Raw genomic sequence first — 17,071 nt, forward strand, 5'->3', positions numbered from 1 at the left:
CGACACCGTCGCCAGCGTCGCTACTCCTCCCAGGGTGCGTTCGTCCGTGGCGGGCTGAAGATGTCGACGCCGACGACCGTCTCGTCGCCGCGGTTCTCCGCCGCGTGCGGCTCCTCGCCGGGGATGACGTAGGAGTCACCGGGACCGACGACGATCTCTTCCTCGCCGTCGACGACGAAGGTCAAGGTTCCCTCGACGATGTAGCCGGTCTGTTCGTGCGGGTGGTCGTGTTTTTCGACGGCCGCGCCGGGGTCGATGACGAACTCTTGGACGCTCATCTTCTCGCCCGCTGCCATCTGTGTCAGGTGGACGCCTTCGATTGCTGCTACGGTGTCGACGTCGTCGTGGGTGACGCGCTCCATGAGGGCGTCTTCCCGACTCTCTGTATTCAACGTATCCCCCGTCGGCATCGGCGTCGGCGTCGACGCTGGTCCCAGTGTCCGACCATCCACCTACCGTAGCTCTTCGGCGAACAGCGCGACCCGACTCCGTACCGTCGTCGTGAGATGCTGCACCGTGAGCCGGGCGAAGCCGACCGGGTTCCGCGAGAACCGTCCGAGATAGTGGCCGACCCGCTGTTCGATGGAGTAGTACGTCTCCACGGACACGCTGCTGTACTCGGTGTCGGCGTCGACCATGCTGTTGGACTCGATACAGTAGACGGGTTTGCCGGTCAGCTGTGCGATTTCGGTCGCTTGTTTCAGCGAACTCTCGACGAACAGCTCCGCGCCGGTGTCCTCGTAGATGGCCGCTTTGTATTCGCCTCGGTTGTCCAACTCGCGTCGGGTCTGTTTGTCCGGCAGATCCATCATCACCAGCTGGTCGTACTCGACACTGTGTGTCCGAAGCCACGTCTCAGTCTCCTCGCGATACTTCTCCAAGCGACACGTCACCAGCCAGCCGACTTTCTTCGTCGGGACGTACGCCGGTTCGACCGTCTCGAGGAACCGCCGGTACCGCCGCCCGTCGTCGTTCTCCTCGGGAAACGGGTCTCGGCAGAGCACCCCGTCGATGTCGACACAGGCGTTCCGAAGTCGCGGATGATGGAGGACGTTCCACTCGAAGACGCGCGGCATCTCGACGACTTCCCACCAGTGGTCGACGAGCTGTGTCCCTTTCGGCGTGACGAAGATTGCCGCGTAGTCGACGGCGACGTCGCCGAGGTCCAACTCCTCGATTCGCGCTCTGGTCGCCGTCAGCTGATTGCCCGAGTTGACGCTGTCGTCGACGACGAGCACACGGCGCACACCGTCGAAGTCGGTCTCGCCCTCGTACCGCTCTCCGGACCCCATGATTCGCCGCTCTGCCAACCCCTCGACGTCGGAGACCGGAAGGTCGAGATACAGCGACAGCAACGTCGCTGGCGGCATCCCGCTCCGGGGAATGCCGACGATAAGATCGTACTGCCCGCACAGCTCTCGCGCCAGACCCCGACAGCCATCGTTCATCTCAGCCTGGCTACGGTATCTCATTCGGTTGCTATCCAAACGTCCTTGGAACACATAAGCATATAGACAATAAATGCAACATATCAGTACGCCAGAATTGGCAAATACACAGTGATACCGCTGATTTCCCGAACTGTCCCACAACACACCGAGAGGGACGTCGTTTTCTCCCGCTTGGAACTCGGCTGTCTCGAAGGCAGCGGCTGTCGTGCCTGTCGGGTCCAACGCCGGGGGCCGGAAGTTCAAAAGCATCGCCGACGAAGGATGCGGTATGTATGCGGTGGTCGGTTGTAACAACTGCAGCAACCTCTGGCTCCTCTCGGATGCGGACACCAAGCAGACGGCGAACTGTTCGCGGTGCGGGAAGACCCACCAGATCAAGAAGCTCAAACGCTTCTTCGAGTCCGAGAACCACGCCGAAGCGCGGCAGGCGCGGGCTGCCATCCTCGCTGGCAAGCAGGGCCAAAACGAGGCGTTCCAGAAGGTCGGCCACGTCGCCGACCTCGAACGGGAGGTAGAGAACGCTGGCATCGACGACCGTGAGTATCTCGAACGGTCGGGACTCGACGCCAACGCGGTCGAAGCCGCGGGCGACGTCGACACCGGCAGTTCCTCGCGGAGTCGTCAGGAGGTCGTGACCGACGCGTTGCGCGAGCGGGACCGGCCGACCGAAGACGAGGTGGTCGACTACGCGACGGAGCACGGCGTGCCCGCCGAGGCCGCCCGCGACCTCCTGGAGAAGCTGACGCGACGCGGCGAGGTCAGCGAGAGCCGGGGTCGGTATCGGCTGCTCTGAGGGGTGATCAGACCAGGCCGAGCAGTTTCAATAGTGTTAGGAGCGAGACGAGGACGCCGAGCAGCAGCTTCAGGACCCGGAGCCACTGATAGGCGGGCGAGTCCGTCACGTCGTCGGGAGCGAGTAGTTCGGAGGACATGGTGGAGACGCTCGCCGGTGCTCACCGTGCGAGCGCGTCTTCCACTTCTGGACACTGCGAAGTAAGCGCGACCCAGACGCGGCGAGTGAAAGTGGACGCGAAACCGAATCTCGTTACCGACCGAGACTCTCGTGGGCGCTGGAGAGATGTCGCGAGCCGAGTGCCGCGAGTAGGGAGAGCTCGCCGCCGAGCGCGCCGACCGCGATGGCCTCCGCGAGCGCGTCCGCGTTCGCCCCGGCGGGGTCGCCGCTGCCGCGGACGCCGAGGACGTCCAGCCCCTCGGCCTGCGTCGGGAGCTTCGTCCCGCCGCCGACGGTGCCGACTTCGAGACTAGCCAGAGAGACGGAGAAGTAGAGGTCGCCCTCCTTGACCTCCGCCGTCGTGATGGCGTTGGAGCCTTCGACGACCTGCGCGGCGTCCTGGCCCGTCGCGAGGAACATCGCGGCGACGACGTTGGCGACGTGGGCGTTGAAGCCGAGACTCCCCGCTTTCGCGCTGCCGACGAGGTTCTTCCGGGTGTTGATCTCCGCGATGGCCTCCGGTGTCGTGTGGAGTTTCTCCTCGACGACTGCACGGGGAATCAGGACGTCGGCCGTGACGCTCCGGCCGCGGCCCTCGACGGCGTTGATGGCGGCGGGCTTCTTGTCCGTACAGAGGTTGCCCGAGAGCGCGACGAGGCTGGCCGTGGTCTCTTCCTCGACGACGTCCGCGGCGGCGCGGGTGGCGATGGTGGCCATGTTCATCCCCATCGCGTCTTTGGTGTCGTAGCGGAACCGAAGAAAGACGTTGTCGCCGACGACGTACGGGGTCACGTCGAGCAGTTCGCCGTGGCTCGTCGTCTCCTCGGCAGCCTCCTTCAGTACCTGCTCGTTGTCGCGGACCCACGACACGAGGGCCTCGGCCTCGGCGACGTCAGCGACGCGGAAGACGGGCGCGCGGGTCATACCGGACTTCGTGACGCGGGCGGTCGCGCCGCCCGCGCCGTCGATGACCGAACAGCCGCGGTTGACGGAGGCGAGCAGCGCGCCCTCGGTCGTCGCCAGCGGGAGGTAGGTGTCGCCCGAGACCGCCGCGCCGTCGATACTGACCGGGCCGACGACGCCCATCGGAATCTGGGCCGCGCCGATCATGTTCTCGATGGCCGAGTCGGCCACCTCCGCCGGGAAGCCGTAGTCGCCGACGGCGTCGAGGTCGGCACCCGATTGCTCCTCGACGAGGAGGCGTCGGGCCGCCGCCGCCGTGTCCGCGTCGGCGTGTTCTTCGAGTTCGTGGAAGCGAAGCTCGCCGCTCTCGACCTTCGCTGCGAGATCTGCCGGGTCGCTCATGACTCACTCTCCTCGTGGCGGTCGCTAAGGACTGTCGGTTGCGGGTGAAAAGAGTGCCACGACGACGCGTGGCGATGGGAGACTCAGACTCCCTGCGGCGTCAGCGAGACTGCTGCCGCGCTGCGTCAGTTGGTCCGTCGCGTAGCGAAGGCTGCGGCCGCGAGGACTGCCAGGGCAGTGACGACGACACCGAAGCCGGGCGAGGTGGTCTCCGTCGTCTCACCGTCGGAGCCGTCCGAACCGTCCGAGCTACCGCCGTCCTCGGCGTCCTCGGACATCTCGGTCGTCGAGTCCGAGCTGTCGGAGCTATCCGAACTATCCGAGTCGCTCGAACTGTCCGAGTCGTCCGAGCTGTCGGAATCATCCATGTCGCTGGCCGTGGTCGTGGTGTCCGTCGGCGTCGCAGTCGTCGTATCCGTCGACTGCGTCGAGCCGATGGTCAGGTAGGCCGTGTCCGAGCCGATGGGGTTGCCGTCGGCGTTCAGGTAGAGACCGTCCTCCTCCCCACCACTGTCGACGTAGTTGTAGCGGAGGTCACCGTCGGTGTCCATGTAGGACTGGACGACGACCGACTGATTCTCCTCCAGGGACTCGTCGAGTTCGACCGTCACGTCCGAGTGCTGACCGGCTTCGAGATAGCCCGACGTGCCGACGACGCTACCGGGGTTCGCACCCGACTGCGTCTGGACGGCGACGAAGCCGCCCTCCGAGAGGTTGACGGAGTCGACCGTCACCGTCTCACCGCTCGTCGTCTGGTTGGTGACAGACGCCATGGCGTCGTGCGCCTCGTAGCTCACCGTCGCGTTGGCCGTGTCGGCCGCGCTCTGGCTGTTGATGGTCGTGGTGACCGTCGCGCTCCCCGCGTTCTGCGGGTTCTGGACCGGGGTCAGGACGAGCACGACCTCGTCACCTTCTTCGAGCGTGAGGTTGCCAGCGAGCGACACCTGCACGGCGGCACCGTTCTTCATGCCGGTGACGCTCGAGATGGTCGCGTTCTCGTCGATACGCGTCCCCATGTTGTCGCCACCGCGGTCGACGCCGACGCGTTCGATGGTGTCGGCACCGACGTTACTGACGCCCGCGGTGGGCTGGTCGACGCTGTAGTCGACGACGACGTCGTTCAGCTGCTGCCCGGTGCTCCCTGCGTCTGCTCCCAGTTCGACCACGACGGTGTGGGTCGACTCGGAGTTGTTCGGACCGGACGGTGTGGCGTCGATAGTCGCAGTCGCCCCTGCGGCCGCCACGGGGGTCGCGGCGGCAGCACTACCGAGCACCGTCATCAGTACGAGTAATCCAGCAACGAATCCGTCTCTGCTGCCATCTGGCAACATACAGAGTTTAATCCGGACCGAAGCTGGTAATGATTTGTGGCCGAAATCGTGGTAACGTGCCACGTTGCGGCGTCTATTGCCGGATTTCGCCACCTTCACTGTGTTCCCGAACCTCTTTGCCGCTCGCCGCGCCTTCCACGCGTATGACCCAGGCCGCCGACCTCCTCCTCACGAACGCCGAGGTCCACACCCTCACCGACCCCGACGAGACCCACGAGGCCGTCGCCGTCCGCGACGGCCGAATCGTCCGCGTCGGCAACAGCTACGAACTCCGGTTTCTCGACGGCGTCGACACCGACGTCGTCGACCTCGACGGCCGGGTGCTGCTGCCCGGCTTCATCGACGCCCACACCCATCTGACGGCGACGGGCCGGTATCTCGTCCACGCCGACCTCTCGGGTGCCACGGGACCGGCCGAGGCCGTCGAGCGGTTGCAGACGCGAGCGGACGAGACCGCTGGCGAGAGCGATGCCGACGACGAAGACAGTCGAGACGAGTGGGTGCTCGGCTTCGGCTACGACGAGAGCACGTGGGACGAGAAACGCTATCTCACCCGCGAGGACCTCGACGCCGTCAGCGATTCGCGGCCCGTCGCCGCCTTCCGCGAGGATATGCACGTCGCCTCGCTGAACTCCGTCGCGCTCGACCGTCTACTCTCTGAGATGCCTAGCGAGGACGTCCACCGCGAGGGCGGCGAGCCGACCGGCGTCGTCGTCGAGGAGGCCGTCGACCCGGTCTACGCGACCATCGAACCCGACGCCGAGGGCACCGAGCGGCTGGTCCGCGCGGCGCAGTCGTACGCCAACAAGCGCGGCGTCACGGCCATCCACGACATGGTCCGGAAGTCCCGCGCGCCGGAGGTCTACCGCGCGCTCGACCTCGCCGACGACCTCACGGTCCGCGTCCGAATCAACTACTGGGCGGACCATCTGGATGCACTGATCGAGACTGGCGAGCGGACGAACTACGGCAGCGACTTCGTGCAGACGGGTGCCATCAAGAGCTACACCGACGGCAGCTTCGGCGGCCGGACGGCCAAGCTCTCGGAACCCTATTCGGACGCGCCCGATGAGACCGGGCAGTGGGTCGTCGGTCCCGACGAGCTGGCCGAGTACGTCGCCCGCGCCGACGAGGCGGGCTTCCAGTTCACCGCCCACGCCATCGGCGACGAGGCCATCGATGCCGTCCTCGACGCCTACGAGAACTGCGAGGACCCCGGCGAGTCACGCCACCGAATCGAACACGTCGAACTCGCTTCCGAGGAGGCCATCGAGCGGTTCGGCGACCTCGGTGTGGTCGCCTCGGTCCAGCCCAACTTCCTGAAGTGGGCGGGCGAGACCGGTCTCTACGCCGACCGCCTCGGCGACCGCCGGACCGCGACGAACCGCTACCCCGCCCTGCTCGATGCGGGCGCGCGGCTCGCCTTCGGCAGCGACTGTATGCCGCTGGACCCCCTGCTCGGGATTCACCACGCGGTCAACGCCCCGGCCGACTCCCAGCGACTCGGCGTGACCGAGGCACTCCGCGCTTACACGCTCGGTGCGGCCTACGCCGGATTCGATGAAGACGAGTCGGGGACCGTCGAAGTCGGCAAACGCGCCGACCTCGTCGCACTGGACGGCTCGCCGTGGGAGACGCCCGACGCGATTCGAGACGTCGACGTCGCGCTGACCGTCGTCGACGGCGACGTCGTCTACGACGGTCGGTAGCCGCGGACCACCCAGAGCACCACTCCCAACGGTTTTACTCACACCAACACCCCGTTAGCAGTGCAATTCTCGTGTCTAAGGCACTAATGAGCGACGAATTGCACTCTGATCAGCTATTCGTGAGTAGTAACTACTGGCAATTAGCTTATTGAAGACAAAATCTTTTCAATACGCGCTCCTTCGGACTAGATCACTCACAGGTGACAGCCAGTGCCAAAGTTAGAGACAGTCGACCTCGACACAGACCTGAGCCTCTTCAAGTACGGCAATCTCGCGCAGCTGCCGGAGGCGTACCGCGATCTGACCGAAACGGAGCGAACGGAGCGTCTCGCGGCCGCGCGTGACGAACTCGGCGAGGACGTCGTCGTCCTCGCACACAACTACCAGCGTCGCGAACTCGTTGACGCCGCCGACTTCGTCGGTGACTCCTACGAACTATCGAAACGTGCCGCCGAATCGAGCGCGGAGTACGTCGTCTTCGCCGGGGTGACGTTCATGGCCGAGAGTGCCGACATCATCACCGACGACGACCAGACCGTCCTCCTGCCGTCGATGGAGGCCTCCTGCCCGATGGCCGGGATGGCCGAGGCCCTCCAGGTCGACGCGGCGTGGGCGGAACTCACGGAGGCCGCGGGCGACCGTGACATCGTCCCCGTGACGTACATGAACTCCTACGCCGACCTGAAGGCCTTCTGCGCCGAGCAGGGCGGGTTGGTCTGCACCTCCTCGAACGCCCACCGCGCCTTCGAGTGGGCCTTCGAACGCGGGGACGCGGTGCTCTTTCTCCCCGACAAACATCTCGGAGAGAACACCGCCCACCGACTCGGACTCGAAGACAGCACGGTCGAGTGGGACCCGTGGGACGCCGAGGGCCGCGCCGCAACCCACGTCGCCGACGCCGACGTGATCCTCTGGGACGGCTACTGCCAGGTCCACGAACGGTTCCGCGTCGAGCACGTCGAGCAGGCGCGACGCGACCACGACGCGAACGTCATCGTCCACCCCGAGTGCCGTCGCGAAGTCGTCGAGGCGGCCGACCGCGCTGGCTCGACGAGCGAGATCTGCGACACTGTCGCCGAGGCCGACCCCGGCGAGACGTGGGCGATTGGGACCGAAATCCATCTCGTGAAACATCTCCAGCGGTGGCATCCCGAGGTCGACGTCGTCCCGCTGTGTGGCGACGCCTGCATGGACTGCAACGCGATGCGGCAGATCGACCCGAACTACCTCACGTGGATTCTGGAGGAACTGGCCGCAGGCCGTCCGCAGAACGCCGTCGAGGTCGCACCGCGCGAGAAAGAACTCGCCGCCGTGGCGATGGAACGGATGTTGGAGCTATGACGGACGAGAAGCCTGACGTCCTCGTCGTCGGCAGCGGGATCGCCGGCTGTGCGGCCGCGCTCGGTGCGGCCCGCGAGGGCGCAGATGTCCTCGTCGCGACGAAAGCCACGAAGCCAGAGGACGCCACCTCGGACTGGGCGCAGGGCGGTATCGCCGTCACGCGCGACGACCCGGCGTCGTTCGCCGCGGATATCCGCGCCGCCAGCGACGGCGAGGCCGACCCCGAATCGGTCGATACGCTCGTCGCGAATGCGCGCGAGGCCGTCGACGACGTGCTGCTCGACACGCTGGGCGTCGAGTTCGACGGCGACGGCGACGGCTACGACTTCGGCCGGGAGGCGGCCCACTCGGCCCGCCGTATCCTCCACGTCGACGCCAGCACCGGCCGACACGTTCTCCGGCCGTTCCTCGCACACTTGCAGGCCCACGACCGTGTGACGGTTCTCGAAGACACGGCCGCCCTGGACCTAATCACCCACGAGGGCCGGGTTCACGGCGCGTATCTGGACCGCGGTGATGGAATCGACGGGGAGGCGGCCGTCGAGTCGGTCTTCGCCGGGGCGACCGTGCTCGCGACGGGCGGTATCGGTGCCTGTTACGGCCGGTCGACCAACCCCGAGGGCGCGACGGGCGATGGGGTCGCGATGGCCGCCCTCGCCGGAGCGGAGACGGCCGATATGCAGTACGTGCAGTTCCATCCGACCGCTTACGTCGGTAGCGACGGCGAGAGCGACGAGCCGTTCCTCGTCAGCGAGGCCGTCCGTGGCGAGGGTGGGGTTCTCGTCAACGCCGACGGCGAGCGGTTCATGCCCGGGGTCCATCCGGACGCCGAGTTGGCTCCGCGCGACGTCGTCGCCCGCGCCGTCGCCCGCGAACGCGAGCGGACCGGCGAGGTGCGACTCGACGTCTCGAAGCTCGACTTCGCCGCGGAGTTTCCGGACCTCGCGGCACTCTGTGCGGACCGCGGCGTCGACCCGGCCGAGGGCATCCCGGTTGCCCCGAGCGAACACTTCCTCTGTGGCGGCGTCGCCGTCGACGGCCGCGGCCGGACGAGCCTCGACCGCCTCTTTGCGGCTGGCGAGTGTGCCCGGACGGGCGTCCACGGAGCGAACCGCCTCGCCTCGACGAGCCTGCTCGAAGGGCTCGTCTGGGGGCTTCGGGCGGGCGAGGCGGCCACTGGCCACGAGGTCGAGCGAGTCGAGGCACCGCTGCCCCGAGACAGCGACCCGGCACTGCCCCCGTCCTTCGCGGAGACGAAGTTCCGACGGCTGCAGACGCTCATGGACGAGTACGTCGGGCTCGAGCGCGACTCGGCGGACTTACAGCGGGCGACCGCCGCGCTCATGCGACTGAAGGGCGAGGTCGACGCCTACACCCGGACACGCACGTCGCGCGGGCTGTACGAGCTTCGGAACGCCTGCGTCACGGCGTTGCTCGTCGCGCGGGCGGCCAGCGAGTCGCCGTCGGCGGGCTGTCACCGGCTCGTCGACGGCGAGGGAGACACACAGGAGGAGCCACGTGCGCGTCCCTGACTCGACGGTCGAGCGGTGGCTGGAGGAGGACCTCGGCCACCACGACGTGACGAACCACGTCCCCGGCGAGACCGCGGGCCGACTGGTCGCGAAAGAGTCGGGCGTCGCAGCCGGACTCGACGAGGCGGTCGCCGTCTTCGACTACTTCGACCTCGACGCGGAGCCGACGGTCGACGTCGGTGAGGCGGTCGAACCGGGCGACGTCGTCCTGACCGTCTCGGGCCGCGCTCGCGACGTGCTCCGCGGCGAGCGGGTCGCGGTCAACGTCGCTGGCCACGCCTCGGGTATCGCGACGGCGACGCGCCGCGCCGTCGACGCCGCCCGCGAGGGCAGCGACTCGGTTCGGGTGGCGGCGACGCGCAAGACCACCCCCGGCCTGCGCGGCGTCGAGAAACGCGCCGTCGTCGCTGGCGGCGGCGACACCCACCGGCTGGACCTCTCGGGGCTGGTGATGGTCAAGGACAACCACGTCGCCGAGATGGGGCTCGAAGAAGCGATTGACCACTTCGCGGCGCGCAAGTCGTTCGTCACGAAGCTGGAAGTCGAAGTCGAGAACCCGGAGGACGGCGCGCGGGCCGCCGCGGCCGGGGCGGACATCGTCCTCTTCGACAATATGGCTCCTGCCGAGGTCGCCCGCGGGGTCGACGCGTTGCCCGAGGAGACGCTCGCGGAGGCCAGCGGCGGCATCACCGTCGCCGACGTGCCAGCCTACGCCGAGACGGGCGTCGACGTGATCTCGATGGGGTCGCTCACCCACAGCGCGCCCAGTCTGGACTACTCGTTTCGGACTGGCGGTGGAGAGTAGCGGAGAAGCGACACCGAGCGAGACGTGCGCTCAGGTATGAGACGTGGTGGATTCGGGTCAGGAACGGTCGACGTCAAGCACACTCAGCGTCTCGTCGAGCGTCACGCTGAGGACGTCACCGTCGCAGGGGATGTCGAGGCGGACCTCCAGAGGGTCTTCCGAGAGGACCGTCGTCCGCTGGTCGCTGACGCACCAGTCGAACGTCCAGAAGGGGCGAGTGCTGAGGTCGACGCCACGGTCGGCGTGGAAGGTCAGCACGTCGGCGTTGTCCAGCAGATTGACCCCCACGGCAGAGTAGAGGTGGGTCTGACACCGTTGACAGACGTGGTCGACGCGGACGTCGAGACCGGGCAGGTCGTCGTCGTGCGACAGCGTCGTCGACATCTTGCCCATACATTCGGGGCAGACGCCGTCGGCGGCGAGACAGTAGTGGTGTCGGACGTGGTGGTGGAAGGCGTCGAGCAGTTCCTCGGGCGTGCGGTCCTCCAGTCCGCCCGGCGGGAACGAGTAGCTCAGATGGGTCCGGCCGCAGTCGACGCATTCGATGGTCAGATACTCGTCGGCGTACCACGCCTGCAGGTCGCCGCCGCAGTCGTAGCAGTCCCCCGGTGCTGCGAAGGGGTCGAGTTCGGCGTGGTCGGTGAACGTCCCGGCGAAGACCGCGCGGACGACCTTCCGGCCGGGATACTGGAAGAGATAGCCCTCGTCGGTCTTGCGGACGAAGTGGTCGGTCAGTTTCTTCAGATGGTAGTTGAAGTGCGCGCTGTCGTCGATGTCGACGCGGGCGTAGAGATCCGAGAAGGCGACGGGCGTGTCGTCGCCACCGGCGTCGAGCAGACCCTGGAGGATCTCGATGCGCGTGTCGTTGCCGAGGAGGGCGAAGGCCTCGGCGGGCGCGAGGTTCGAGCGGCCGGAGGGGGGACTCGGCGGCTCGCTCTCGGCTGGTTGGCTCATTGGCCCTGAGTTTCCCCGCGACGCACAAAACGGTTGCCCCCCTCGGAGCCGTGACTCGGAGCCGCCTCGGGATGGCGGTTCCACGCTCGGCCGATGGCGGCTACGAGTGGGTCGGGACAGCGTGTCAGCCACTCGGGGACGGCGTGTCGGTCACTCGGGACGTGGCGTCACCGTGTCCGGAGCCGCGTCGTACCGGAACTCGAACCGCGCACCCGTCTCGGCGTGTTCGGCGTCGGTCACGTCGACGGCCCAGCCGTGGGCTTCGGCGATGCGGCGTACGATGGGCAGGCCGAAACCGGTCCCCTCCTTGCGACTCGTCACTCCCGGCTCGAACACGCGGCTGTGCTCGCCTTCGGGGATGCCCGGCCCGTCGTCCTCAACGTAGAACCCGGCGTCGTCGTCCAGCAGGCCGACCGTGATACGGACGTCCGTCTCCGGTTCGTTGTCGGCCGTTGCCGTCCCGTGTTTCGTGCTGTCGTCGGGCCATGCCCGGGTACGCGTGGAACCGCGTTCCACGCTATCCTCGGCCTGTGGCCGACTGCTCGTGGAGCCGTGCTCGACCGAATTCCGAAACAGGTTCTCGAGCAGTTCGCGGAGGCGGCTCTCGTCGGCTCGGGCCGTCCCGAGCGGGCTAGCGACGTCGAGCGTCGCGCCCGGCTCGCAACAGATCTCCCAGGCGTCGGCGACGACGGACGCCAGGTCGACGTCGGTGCAGTCGGCGACGTCGGTGCCCGTCCGCGCCAGCGTGAGGACGTCGGCGATGAGCTCTTCCATCCGCTTGTGGGCGTCAGCGACACGGTCGAAATACTCGTCGTCGCCCGTCTCGCGGGCGAGTTCGAGATAGCCCTGTGCGGTGTTGAGCGGGTTCCGCAGGTCGTGGGTGACGACGCTCGCGAACTCGCTCAGCCGCTCGTTCTGTCGTTCGAGCAGCCGCCGGTAGGCCTCCTGCTGGCTCACGTCGACCGTCACGCCGATGAGTCCGGCGACGGTACCGTCGGCGTCGTACCACGGCACCTTCGAGGTGAGAACCCACCCCTCGTGGCCGTCTTCTAGGGTGTCGGCGTCGTCAAGCAAGTCGCTGTCGAGCAACGTCTCGTCGCCAAAGGGGTCGTCGCTGTAGTGGTCTCGGAGTCCGGTGGCGTCGAACCGCCCCTCGTCGTCGTGGATGAGCGGTTCGCGTTTGTGGAGGATGGGCTCGTTTTCGGTGATGACCCGCATATCGTCCGCGTGGGCGTTCCCGCTGTTCGCGTTGTCGTACAGTTCGACGTCGGTCTTGCCGACGAACTGCTCGGGGTCGTCCGTGTACGCGCTGCTGACGCGGAGATGTCTGCCTTCGGTGTCCTTGACGTACAGATGGAGGGGAATCCGTTCGAAGAGCGCGTCGAGCAGGTTCGTCGTCTCCACGTGTTCGCGCTCGCGCCGACGGTTCTCGACGGCTGCCTCGACGCGGGCGACGAGCAGCCGCGTCGCGTCGGCCACGTCGGCAGGGACGACGTCCGTCGCTCCGGCGTCGAGTGCCGCACCGGGTGTCACGGCCGTCGTCGGCCGAAAGACGACGATGGGCACGTCGGTGTCGACCTCGCGAACCGCCTCGACGACCGTCGAGACGGGAGTCTCCCCCGGCGCGACGACGACGCAGTCAACCGTCTCTATCGAGCACGCCGTTGTGACGTCGGCCGCTTCCTCGACTTCGATCCCGTCAAGCGCGTCTGTGAGTGCCGAGACGGCCGGCTCCGTCGACTCACCGACTACGAGCACGCTCCTGTTGGCCGTCTCGAGTATAGACACTTCTTGATTCAATGGGTCGGAGGGTAGTCATTAACGTTTCGTAATACCACTCGCTTCTGTCAGTTACTGCCCCTCCTCGCGGGCTGGCGGCCGCCATGCACCGCCGACCATCTCGAACGGTGGACCGTGACGGCCGCCGGTCACGGACCAGTGTCCGACGAAAGGAGAACACTTAGTCTCCCGGCCCGAGAGCCACCGCCAATGAGCGAGCAGTTCTTCGACCGACTCGAAGATCGCATCGAACGTGCCGACAGCGTCGTCTCGGTCGGTCTCGACACCGACCCGAAACGGATTCCCGAGCAGCTGCAGGACAAGGACCTACCACAGTGGGCGTTCAACCGCCGCATCATCGACGCGACCCACGAACACGCCGCCTGCTACAAGCCGAACGCGGCGTTCTACGAGGGTGCCGACGGCTGGCGGTCGCTGCGCGAGACGGTCGCCTACGCCCACGGTAAGGACGTCCCCGTGCTCTTGGACGCCAAACGCGCTGACATCGGCAACACGACCCGGCAGTACGCCAACCTGCTCGACCACGTCGACGCCATCACGGTCAACCCCTACATGGGTCGGGACTCGCTGCAGCCGTTCCTCGACCGCGCCGACAAAGGCGTCTTCGTCCTCTGTCGCACCTCGAACCCCGGCGGCGCGGACCTCCAGGACCTCGAACTCGCTTCGGGCGAGACCGTCTACGAGCGGGTCGCCGCGCTCGCGGACCTCTGGAACGAACACGGCAACGTCGGGCTCGTCGTCGGCGCGACGGCACCCGAGGAACTCGAATCCATCCGCGAGCAGGTCCCGGACCTGCCGTTCCTCGTGCCCGGCGTCGGCGCGCAGGGCGGCGACGCCGAGGCGGCCGTCGAACACGGCCTCGCCGACGGGGTCGGTCTCGTCAACTCCTCGCGCGGCATCATCTTCGCGAGCGAGGGCGAGAACTTCGACAAGGCCGCGGGCAACGCGGCTCGGCGGCTGAAGCGGCGGCTCAACGAGTTCCGGTAGCCTGTACGAGTTCCGATAGTCTGTACGAGTTCCGGTAGCCAGTACGCGTTCCGGTAGCCAGTACGCGTTCCGGTGGTGTGTCTCTATCTCTCCACGCGCGGAATCAGTAGACCAGACCGACCGAGTTGACGTGGTCGGCGAGTGCCTCGGGCGTGCGAAACAGTTTCCCGCAGGCGTCACAGCGGTACCGCGGCTCCACCGTCCCGCTCGCCGTTTCGGTTGTCGTCGTCACATCTGTCGTCATCACGTGGAGACGACGCGCCGTGGGGAGTTAGCCTTCGCCGTCGGCCACGTCACCAGCACCGACGGAGGGGTCACCGCATCCCCGTCGGCCCGGAACCGGAGCGACCGGGACCGCCGTCGTCCCCGTCGTCACCGTCGCCGAACACCGACGCACACCGGCTACAGACGCCGTGGGTCCGGTCGAAGTGTTTCTCGCAGACGTTCGTCCCACACTGCCGACAGCCGCGGGTCGCCGTCGCCGACTCACACACCTGACAGAGACCGGTGACGCTCATGACACGGGCTTCGGCGGCCAGCCACTTGACTCCGGGGCGAGAGCCTTACAACCGTCGACTCCATAGTGCGCTCGTGGACCGCGACCAGCTCGTGATGGCGCTCGCCTCGGTGTTCGCAGGGCTGACCGTCCTCGTGGCGGTGCTCGGCTTCGTCTTCCAGCCGTTCCTCCTCATCGTGGCCCTGCCGTTCGGAGCGACCGCCTACTTCATGTGGTTCCAGGCCAGCGGCCGCCTCGACGACCGGACCCGCCGCCGCGTCGGCCAAGGCCGCGACCGGGAGCCACGGGGCGGCTTCGGGGCCGGTGCCCGTCGGGAGAACGTCCGCGACAACTACCGCCGGGCGACAAACGGTGCTCGGGGTGCGCGAGGTGCGCGGGGCGCGCGCGCTGGCGGGACCCGCGGCGCGCCGAGTGCCCGACAGGGACCGTCGCGTGCGGAGGCCTACCGGGCACTCGGTCTCGACAGCGACGCCAGCGACGAGGACGTGAAGCGTGCCTACCGCTCGAAGGTGAAGGAAGTCCATCCCGACACCGAAGACGGCAGCGAGGAGGCGTTCAAACGGGTCAACCGAGCCTACGAGACCCTGACTGACTAACGCAGTAGACTGCTCGAGGCTGATTTTCACCGCGACGACGGCCGAGAAGCGCGCTGAAGGCTCCGTACGGTTGGGTTCGGACCCGAGGCCTATTGTGGTATGGGTACTCACAACACGAAAAGGGCTTTATCAGGTGGTTGCCTAATCCCGTCCATGAGCGCGGACCGGGCCGTTCTGAACGAGGCCCTCGAGCGCGGCGAAGAAGAGGGTGGCTCCATCGAATTCAAAGAGCGACTCTCGCGTGACCTCCACCTTGCCGACGGCAGAATGGAGAGCCTCGCCGCCCAACTGCGACACCGTGTACTGTCCGGCGACGGCGAAGCCATGTACGTGGTCGGCGTCACCGACGACGGCGGCATCGCCGGAATCTCCCCCGCTGCCTTCTCCGAGACGATGGACGTCCTCTCGCTCTTGGCCGAAGAAGCGGGTGCCCACATCGAGAACGTCGAGACGTGGGGCGTCAACGGCGACGGGACGGGGACCGAGGGAGCCGAGGGCGACCGTGGTATCGTCGGTATCGCCACCATCCGAGAGGGTGCCTACCTCGAATCCGACGACAACCACATCATCGTCGGCACCGCCGGCCACGTCGACCACGGCAAGAGCACGCTCGTCGGCTCGCTCGTCACGGGGCAGGCCGACGACGGCAACGGCGGGACGCGCGGCTTCCTCGACGTCCAGCCCCACGAGGTCGAACGCGGCCTCTCGGCGGACCTCTCCTACGCCGTCTACGGCTTCGACGACGACGGCCCGGTCCACATGGACAACCCCCACCGCCGGACCGACCGGGCGCGAGTCGTCGAGACCGCAGACCGGCTCGTCTCCTTCGTCGACACCGTCGGCCACGAGCCGTGGCTCCGCACGACCATCCGGGGACTGGTCGGCCAGAAACTCGACTACGGAATGCTCGTCGTCGCCGCCGACGACGGCCCGACGCGGACGACCCGCGAACATCTCGGTATCCTGCTCGCGACGGAACTCCCCACCGTGGTCGCGCTGACGAAGGTCGACGCCGTCAGCGAGGAGCGCGTCCTCGAGGTCGAACGCGAGGTCGAACGGCTCCTGCGTGACGTCGGTAAGACGCCGCTGCTCGTCGAACGCCACGGCGTCGAGGCCGCCGTCGACGAGATCAGCTCCTCGGTGGTCCCCGTCGTCCGCACGAGTGCCGTGACGATGCAGGGGCTGGACACGCTCGACCAGCTGTTCGAGCGACTCCCGAAGACGAGTGCCGAAGGCGGCCATTTCCGACTGTACATCGACCGGACCTACTCGGTCACGGGCGTCGGCGCGGTCGCGTCGGGAACCGTCACCTCGGGGTCCGTCGAGGCGGGCGACACGCTCCTCCTCGGGCCGATGTCGAACGGCGAGTTCCGCGAGGTGGAGGTCCGCTCCATCGAAATGCACTACCACCGCGTCGACCGCGCCGCAGCGGGCCGAATCGTCGGCATCGCGCTCAAGGGCGTGAAGGAGGCCGAAATCGACCGCGGGATGGTGCTCGTCGAACCCGACGCCGAACCAGCGTCGGTCCGGTCGTTCGAGGCCGACGTGATGGTGCTCAACCATCCCACACGCATCGGCGACGGCTACGAACCCGTCATCCATCTCGAGACCGTGAGCGAGGCCGCCGTCTTCTACCCGGAGGGAGGCCAGCTGCTCCCGGGCGACACCGGCCACGCCCGCGTCGAGTTCAAGTTCCGGCCGTACCACGTTCAGGAGGGCCAGCGGTTCGTCTTCCGCGAGGGCCAGAGCAAGGGCGTCGGGACTGTGACGAAGGTCTACCGCGACTGAGAG

17 protein-coding genes are annotated in these 17,071 nt (G+C 67.3%); 8 read left to right on the forward strand and 9 right to left on the reverse strand.

Translation table 11 applies throughout. From position 1 onward, the window contains the following. Window positions 1–20: 20 nt before the first annotated feature. Both BLR57_RS10370 and BLR57_RS10375 read right to left on the reverse strand, forming a co-directional pair. Window positions 21–362 carry a cupin domain-containing protein gene (locus tag BLR57_RS10370; RefSeq protein WP_089697441.1) on the reverse strand — a complete coding sequence of 114 codons (342 nt, stop codon included), beginning with the start codon at window positions 360–362 and terminating at the stop codon, window positions 21–23. Between the two features lie 90 nt (window positions 363–452). Beyond that, the gene (locus tag BLR57_RS10375) at window positions 453–1,472 is read right to left on the reverse strand and encodes a phosphoribosyltransferase (protein ID WP_089697442.1); all 1,020 of its coding nucleotides are present in this window, start codon (window positions 1,470–1,472) and stop codon (window positions 453–455) included. Between the two features lie 247 nt (window positions 1,473–1,719). Between BLR57_RS10375 and BLR57_RS10380 the strand changes: the two genes are divergently transcribed. After that, a complete protein-coding gene (locus BLR57_RS10380; RefSeq protein ID WP_089697443.1) occupies window positions 1,720–2,244 on the forward strand; it encodes a DUF5817 family protein in 525 nt (174 codons plus the stop codon). A gap of 7 nt (window positions 2,245–2,251) precedes the next feature. On the opposite strand, the gene BLR57_RS19865 is transcribed toward BLR57_RS10380, so the two are convergent. The 3 genes from BLR57_RS19865 to BLR57_RS10390 form a co-directional block, all read right to left on the reverse strand. Further along, window positions 2,252–2,383, reverse strand: coding sequence for a hypothetical protein (locus tag BLR57_RS19865; RefSeq protein WP_280140449.1), 132 nt, complete (start codon window positions 2,381–2,383; stop codon window positions 2,252–2,254). A 113-nt stretch (window positions 2,384–2,496) separates the two neighbouring features. Beyond that, window positions 2,497–3,708: a hydroxymethylglutaryl-CoA reductase (NADPH) gene (hmgA, locus tag BLR57_RS10385; protein WP_089697444.1), complete on the reverse strand. Its 1,212-nt coding sequence runs from the start codon at window positions 3,706–3,708 to the stop codon at window positions 2,497–2,499. A 125-nt stretch (window positions 3,709–3,833) separates the two neighbouring features. Next, entirely contained in the window at window positions 3,834–5,039 is a 1,206-nt protein-coding gene (locus BLR57_RS10390) for a DUF7282 domain-containing protein (RefSeq protein ID WP_139173330.1), read from the reverse strand. Window positions 5,040–5,182: 143 nt separating this feature from the next. Between BLR57_RS10390 and BLR57_RS10395 the strand changes: the two genes are divergently transcribed. The 4 genes from BLR57_RS10395 (at window position 5,183) to nadC (ending at window position 10,426) form a co-directional block, all read left to right on the forward strand. Further along, window positions 5,183–6,748 carry an amidohydrolase gene (locus BLR57_RS10395; protein WP_089697446.1) on the forward strand — a complete coding sequence of 522 codons (1,566 nt, stop codon included), beginning with the start codon at window positions 5,183–5,185 and terminating at the stop codon, window positions 6,746–6,748. Between the two features lie 210 nt (window positions 6,749–6,958). Continuing rightward, window positions 6,959–8,089, forward strand: a complete 1,131-nt coding sequence (gene nadA / locus BLR57_RS10400; RefSeq protein WP_089697447.1) for a quinolinate synthase NadA — start codon at window positions 6,959–6,961, stop codon at window positions 8,087–8,089. After that, window positions 8,086–9,621 (forward strand): L-aspartate oxidase, encoded by a 1,536-nt coding sequence (locus BLR57_RS10405; RefSeq protein ID WP_089697448.1) that lies wholly within the window; start codon window positions 8,086–8,088, stop codon window positions 9,619–9,621. Before nadA ends, BLR57_RS10405 begins: the two co-directional genes overlap by 4 nt. Further along, window positions 9,608–10,426, forward strand: coding sequence for a carboxylating nicotinate-nucleotide diphosphorylase (nadC, locus tag BLR57_RS10410; RefSeq protein WP_089697449.1), 819 nt, complete (start codon window positions 9,608–9,610; stop codon window positions 10,424–10,426). The genes BLR57_RS10405 and nadC overlap by 14 nt, the downstream gene beginning before the upstream one ends. A gap of 57 nt (window positions 10,427–10,483) precedes the next feature. On the opposite strand, the gene BLR57_RS10415 is transcribed toward nadC, so the two are convergent. Both BLR57_RS10415 and BLR57_RS10420 read right to left on the reverse strand, forming a co-directional pair. Continuing rightward, entirely contained in the window at window positions 10,484–11,380 is an 897-nt protein-coding gene (locus BLR57_RS10415) for a winged helix-turn-helix domain-containing protein (RefSeq protein ID WP_089697450.1), read from the reverse strand. Window positions 11,381–11,530: 150 nt separating this feature from the next. Further along, a complete protein-coding gene (locus tag BLR57_RS10420) occupies window positions 11,531–13,168 on the reverse strand; it encodes a PAS domain-containing sensor histidine kinase (protein WP_139173331.1) in 1,638 nt (545 codons plus the stop codon). Between the two features lie 201 nt (window positions 13,169–13,369). Here BLR57_RS10420 and pyrF point away from each other — a divergent pair, with 201 nt between their 5' ends. Continuing rightward, window positions 13,370–14,167 (forward strand): orotidine-5'-phosphate decarboxylase, encoded by a 798-nt coding sequence (pyrF, locus tag BLR57_RS10425; RefSeq protein ID WP_089697452.1) that lies wholly within the window; start codon window positions 13,370–13,372, stop codon window positions 14,165–14,167. Between the two features lie 103 nt (window positions 14,168–14,270). Here the strand turns inward: pyrF and BLR57_RS19390 are convergent, their stop codons facing one another. Next, window positions 14,271–14,411 (reverse strand): hypothetical protein, encoded by a 141-nt coding sequence (locus BLR57_RS19390; protein WP_170830608.1) that lies wholly within the window; start codon window positions 14,409–14,411, stop codon window positions 14,271–14,273. A 70-nt stretch (window positions 14,412–14,481) separates the two neighbouring features. After that, window positions 14,482–14,685 (reverse strand): hypothetical protein, encoded by a 204-nt coding sequence (locus BLR57_RS10430; RefSeq protein ID WP_089697453.1) that lies wholly within the window; start codon window positions 14,683–14,685, stop codon window positions 14,482–14,484. Between the two features lie 73 nt (window positions 14,686–14,758). Here BLR57_RS10430 and BLR57_RS10435 point away from each other — a divergent pair, with 73 nt between their 5' ends. Then, window positions 14,759–15,280, forward strand: a complete 522-nt coding sequence (locus BLR57_RS10435) for a J domain-containing protein (RefSeq protein WP_089697454.1) — start codon at window positions 14,759–14,761, stop codon at window positions 15,278–15,280. Between the two features lie 153 nt (window positions 15,281–15,433). Then, a complete protein-coding gene (locus tag BLR57_RS10440; RefSeq protein ID WP_089697455.1) occupies window positions 15,434–17,068 on the forward strand; it encodes a GTPBP1 family GTP-binding protein in 1,635 nt (544 codons plus the stop codon). Window positions 17,069–17,071: the final 3 nt, after the last annotated feature.

This window comes from Halogranum gelatinilyticum (assembly GCF_900103715.1).
GTDB classification, from domain to species: Archaea; Halobacteriota; Halobacteria; order Halobacteriales; family Haloferacaceae; genus Halogranum; species Halogranum gelatinilyticum.

Coding starts and splice junctions, on each gene's coding strand:
- BLR57_RS10370 (WP_089697441.1), bottom strand. CDS start 362: ATGGAGCGCGTCACCCACGACGACGTCGACACCGTAGCAGCAATCGAA.
- BLR57_RS10375 (WP_089697442.1), bottom strand. CDS start 1,472: ATGAGATACCGTAGCCAGGCTGAGATGAACGATGGCTGTCGGGGTCTG.
- BLR57_RS10380 (WP_089697443.1), top strand. CDS start 1,720: ATGTATGCGGTGGTCGGTTGTAACAACTGCAGCAACCTCTGGCTCCTC.
- BLR57_RS19865 (WP_280140449.1), bottom strand. CDS start 2,383: ATGTCCTCCGAACTACTCGCTCCCGACGACGTGACGGACTCGCCCGCC.
- hmgA (WP_089697444.1), bottom strand. CDS start 3,708: ATGAGCGACCCGGCAGATCTCGCAGCGAAGGTCGAGAGCGGCGAGCTT.
- BLR57_RS10390 (WP_139173330.1), bottom strand. CDS start 5,039: ATGTTGCCAGATGGCAGCAGAGACGGATTCGTTGCTGGATTACTCGTA.
- BLR57_RS10395 (WP_089697446.1), top strand. CDS start 5,183: ATGACCCAGGCCGCCGACCTCCTCCTCACGAACGCCGAGGTCCACACC.
- BLR57_RS10405 (WP_089697448.1), top strand. CDS start 8,086: ATGACGGACGAGAAGCCTGACGTCCTCGTCGTCGGCAGCGGGATCGCC.
- BLR57_RS10415 (WP_089697450.1), bottom strand. CDS start 11,380: ATGAGCCAACCAGCCGAGAGCGAGCCGCCGAGTCCCCCCTCCGGCCGC.
- pyrF (WP_089697452.1), top strand. CDS start 13,370: ATGAGCGAGCAGTTCTTCGACCGACTCGAAGATCGCATCGAACGTGCC.
- BLR57_RS19390 (WP_170830608.1), bottom strand. CDS start 14,411: ATGACGACAGATGTGACGACGACAACCGAAACGGCGAGCGGGACGGTG.
- BLR57_RS10430 (WP_089697453.1), bottom strand. CDS start 14,685: ATGAGCGTCACCGGTCTCTGTCAGGTGTGTGAGTCGGCGACGGCGACC.
- BLR57_RS10440 (WP_089697455.1), top strand. CDS start 15,434: ATGAGCGCGGACCGGGCCGTTCTGAACGAGGCCCTCGAGCGCGGCGAA.